Origin of the sequence: Syntrophothermus sp., from assembly GCF_013314835.1 — a bacterium.
Taxonomy (GTDB): Bacteria; Bacillota; Syntrophomonadia; order Syntrophomonadales; family Syntrophothermaceae; genus Syntrophothermus; species Syntrophothermus lipocalidus.
The window spans coordinates 1-4,228 of sequence record NZ_JABUEX010000113.1 but is presented as its reverse complement, the minus strand read 5'-3'; the positions used below and the strand labels follow the sequence as shown (position 1 = coordinate 4,228).

General features: G+C 45.2%; 6 protein-coding genes. All 6 read right to left on the bottom strand.

The features are described 5' to 3' along the window. Positions 1 to 154: 154 nt before the first annotated feature. Entirely contained in the window at positions 155 to 559 is a 405-nt protein-coding gene (locus tag HPY90_RS15120; protein WP_287195715.1) for a hypothetical protein, read from the bottom strand. Between the two features lie 28 nt (positions 560 to 587). Next, entirely contained in the window at positions 588 to 1,274 is a 687-nt protein-coding gene (locus HPY90_RS15115) for a hypothetical protein (protein WP_287195714.1), read from the bottom strand. A gap of 44 nt (positions 1,275 to 1,318) precedes the next feature. Then, complete coding sequence (locus tag HPY90_RS15110; RefSeq protein WP_287195712.1) at positions 1,319 to 2,572, bottom strand: IS110 family RNA-guided transposase; 1,254 nt, start codon at positions 2,570 to 2,572, stop codon at positions 1,319 to 1,321. A gap of 345 nt (positions 2,573 to 2,917) precedes the next feature. Beyond that, positions 2,918 to 3,301 carry a SymE family type I addiction module toxin gene (locus HPY90_RS15105; RefSeq protein WP_287195709.1) on the bottom strand — a complete coding sequence of 128 codons (384 nt, stop codon included), beginning with the start codon at positions 3,299 to 3,301 and terminating at the stop codon, positions 2,918 to 2,920. 168 nt (positions 3,302 to 3,469) lie between these two features. Then, on the bottom strand, positions 3,470 to 3,793 hold the full coding sequence (locus HPY90_RS15100) for a hypothetical protein (RefSeq protein WP_287195708.1): 324 nt from the start codon (positions 3,791 to 3,793) through the stop codon (positions 3,470 to 3,472). Next, the gene (locus tag HPY90_RS15095; protein WP_287195706.1) at positions 3,790 to 3,984 is read right to left on the bottom strand and encodes a SymE family type I addiction module toxin; all 195 of its coding nucleotides are present in this window, start codon (positions 3,982 to 3,984) and stop codon (positions 3,790 to 3,792) included. The genes HPY90_RS15100 and HPY90_RS15095 overlap by 4 nt, the downstream gene beginning before the upstream one ends. Positions 3,985 to 4,228: the final 244 nt, after the last annotated feature.

Below are 4,228 nucleotides of genomic sequence, written 5' to 3'. Positions count from 1 at the left end.
ATCCTCTTCAAAAGGGATATTTGCTCTAATTTTAAACTCTTTATTCCGTTCGTTGGTGATTAACCGATTAGGTTGGACAAGAGCAATCGTAAGAGCGGCTTAAAAACACTACTTTTTCAGTGGTCTCAAAACGTCCCCCTGTGTCTAACCTTGTTTATTCCATGTATGAAAGTTCAATTAAAACATTATCTCCTTCGTTAGTTAAATATTGATGACCAGGTTTATTGCTTTCAATTAGCCCATCTATTAGCCCTTCATAATACTCTAAGTCATTAATATTAATTAACCACTGCAGAATCTGATTACCATCTTTAAACTCTGTAATTTTCTTATTAGGTTGTACTTTGGTTTTTATTTTCATGATCAAATCCTTCATTCCCATAATATGGGCATTTGCCATATTACTCAAACAATATTCAGGTATAATTTTATGTTTTAATTTAGACATAATTTCTTTTAATTCAATTAAATGATCAATTGAATTTGTTTTAATCATTATACTTGGCCCGTATGAGCTCTGATAATAATCGATAATTAAAGTCTTTGATGAAGATAACAATCGTATTTCCCCCTCAAATTATTAATTATTATGGATATATATTTTGCCACGGTGAATTCCATTGAGTCCACGGATTATGATCCCAGTGACCTTTTGGGTGCCAATTATCAGGTGCATGCCATCTCCACTCTCCACCTTTGGGATCAAACCACCGGGGACTAGAAGTACTAGTACCTTCCGGATATCTCCACTCCCAATTATTGTTCCAACCAGGCGGTTTCATTTTCTGGGCTTCTGCCAATTTTGCAGCCCTTGCTACCGAAATTGCTTCGCAAACAATTCCAGCATTAGCAACTACCACAGCTCCAGCAGTCTGTTTATAGGCTTGCTGTGCTTCATCAGACTTCAAATACTGAACTGTTCGAGGAACATCATTGTTCCATGTAGCCGAACAACTGGTTACCACTGTTGAAGGTATCTTTCTAATTGTTTCGACATTGGATGATGATAAATTCACTCCAAAAGCTCTAGCTAAATTCTGGTCATCTCCAATAATTCGTCCACCTATTACTAATTGTTCATTAATATTAAATGTTTCAGTATGCCCATTTAATATAGCAGTAGCAATTTGTGTATTTGGATTCCAGCTCACTGAACCACCATTAGCTATTACCCATGAACTCATTGCCACATCCTTATGCCCCGTTGGATCAATAGAGTTTATCGGGTTGTTTTTACAGTCCCTAATAGGTTCTGACTCAATGGATTGTTTCAAAGATTATTTCCTTAATTTTACCATATCCAGGCAGAAAGCAGCCTTTAACTGCTCTCTGCCTTTGCTTCTTTGGGGAAGTCCTGGGTGGGCGGGTTTATGTACTCGGTTTTGTAGGTCATCATGGACCAGATGATATTAACCAGGCGTCTTTGCACGCATTTCAAGGCCTGGCGTTTGGTTTTGCCTTCGGATATTTTCTTGTGGTAGTAGTGGTAAAAAAACGGGTTAATGATCTTCTTGTGACGACCGGCGGTCATGGTGACGATCACGGCCAGGCTGTAGAAAAGTGCGCTTAAGGTCCGGTTCCCTCGCTGGTTGGCGAATTGCACCGAGCTTTTCCCGGAAGAGTAGGTCACCGGGGCGACACCTGAATACCTAGCCAGTTTGGCGGGTGTGGGAAACCGGGAAATATCTCCTATCTCGGCAATCAGGTTGGCAGCCGTCACGTTACTAATGCCACGCATGCTTTGCAGCTTGTAGTCAAAATGCCCAAGGAAGTCGTCTAGGATAGCATCAATGGAGTCAATCTCCGAAAGGTTGTTTTTGATCTGGTTGATGGTGGATCTTACCGCTTGGTCCCGCGCTTCCTGGTAGTACACCTTGCTGTCGCCGTCATTTTCTACGCATTCGAGAATCTGCCGGGCTTTTTCCCACCTTTGCCGGGGATTGGGATGTTTCAGAATTTCGGCCAGTTCTTCAACCATAACGCCTTCAAGCCTTGAAGGTGAGGGATATGTTTCAAAGAAGGCCAGGGAACTGTGACAGTCGATATTGACAAAGAACTTGCGATAGCTGGGGTAATGGCTGGTCAGGAAGGAATGCAAGTGATTTTGTAAGGCTATGTTCATTTTGACGATGGACCGGCGCCGGGTAACCAGGCTGGTAAGTACCCAGTATTTGTCCTGGGGATCGGCGTCCGGCAACTGGTCGAAGCGATTTAAAAGGACACGTGCTGCACACTCTGCGTCTTCTGAATCCGTCTTATGAAGCACGTTACGGCTTCTTCTTTCGGCGGCCACCAGGGAAGCATTAACATGCTTAACCACCTGCTTTTTACCGGTTAAAAATACGGTCAGGTTTCTGCCATAGGCTGAAACGTCCTCCAAGCCAAAGGCTAGTTTGCTTCCTTTAGGCTTAAATTTTCTGATGGCCTGGAAGAACTCTTCGAATTTAGCCGGGGCGTTATCGAAGGTGATTTTCCCCAGCTTTTCAAAGAAGCAGTTCAGGACTACAGCACAATGGGTATCCTTGTGGCTGTCGATGCCCACATAGACATACTGCATTTTAGGGTGAAGCATTTTTCCATCTCTCCTTTGTATTTAATTTTCAAAGAACCTAAAACCATACATCCCAAATACCAGCGTTATGCCGGGTTTTCCCGGCACCGCACTAACTGATGAGTGGTTTTCTAAGCTTTCAGCATCAAGCTGTTAGCAAAAGCGTAAGTATACACTTACACCTTTGGTAACAGCTTTAAAAGGCGGGATAGTTTAAAACATCGCATACCAAGCATTGACCGTGACCGGTCTGCACAGACTGTCTCAGTGAGAACTCCCACACCTTTTAAAGCTTGAAAATGTCCTCCTTTCCACGAAAGATATCTATGTGATGGGGGCTCCTACCTACAAAAAGCCCCCTTGTTGTTAGAGTTTCTCCGGGTCCACCAAGCGGATATTTATCTCTCCGTATTCGGCCTGAACCACGAACACACTGCCGATTGTAAAGCCGAAATTTTCAAGCCAAAGACCTTTTATCTCCAGATGGGGAGTCTTTTTCTTGTTGTGCCATTCCAGCCGGACCTGCAACAAACCGCCTTTACTTGTTAAAACTTCTTTAACTACCTGGCTGTAAGTGTCAATTCCCGAGCCTTGAAGCTTAATGACGATCCTGCCCGGTTCATAATCGGCAGTAGCCAGGCTGTTGTACTCAAGGCCAATATCGTTTAGCCAGAAACCGGCCAGACGTATCCTGGGCCTGCGTTTGGGATTGCCTTTCTCGCTTCCAACGACCATTACCTTGGTGATCATGATTAACCCCTCCTAGTCCTTATTCAGATAAACCGGAACCATCCGGGGAAACGTACGCAGCAAAAGCCTTGCTAAGCCTTACGACACCGGCAATCGTACCCGTACGACGCTCCACTGCGTTCCACTCACTGTACGTGCACGCTTACCGATGCCGTAAGGCTAGCGGTCTTATGCCTCTTTTTTGAGCTTCCAGGTCTGCTTCCAGCCCTTGGACTCCAGAAAATCAGGGGTATAATACTTTGATTGGGTTCTCTTTCTGATATGCCTGCTGCGAATATTCTCCATAATGACCCGGTCCTGGCGGATGGTGAGCTTCTTGAGCCATCCCCCCTGCAAAGGCTTCTCCCATACTTCCACGGAGCAATTGGCGAAGTACATACGTAAAGCCTTCTCAATAATGACGTTGATACCGGGCAGCCCGTCGGCTGCGGCTTTCTCCCGCGCCAACTGCAGCAAGGCCGGGTCCAAAGTAGTGGTAAACTTTTCTCTCATTCGCTGATCCCCCTTAACGATTGCAGGACAATGGTGCCGTTATCGGCCACCAACATAAACTTGCTGCCTACCGTAAATCCCAGCTTCTCCACCCATTTCCCCTGGAGCCGGATTTGCGGGACGGTGACGATTTTTCCGGCTGCATTGGTGTAGCCGGATGAGGGGTAAACCCTAAGAACTTTGGAAACCATGAAATGCACTCCTCTCAAAATTTTTGAGAGGAAAAGAAAGGACGGGTGCAGGCTGTACTTACTAAACTGCGAAGCTGTGCTGGATAGTGTATAATCACGTCAAGGTTGCTGTGACAGCTAACGCTGTACGTGTGGGTAGCTCGATTACCTGCATGAGCCTGCGAGTGTTCCAGCACTCGCAGGTCACGGCGACCTTTTCTTTTTCCTCCATCGCAGATCAGCCTCCGGCTTAATCTGCTTTTGT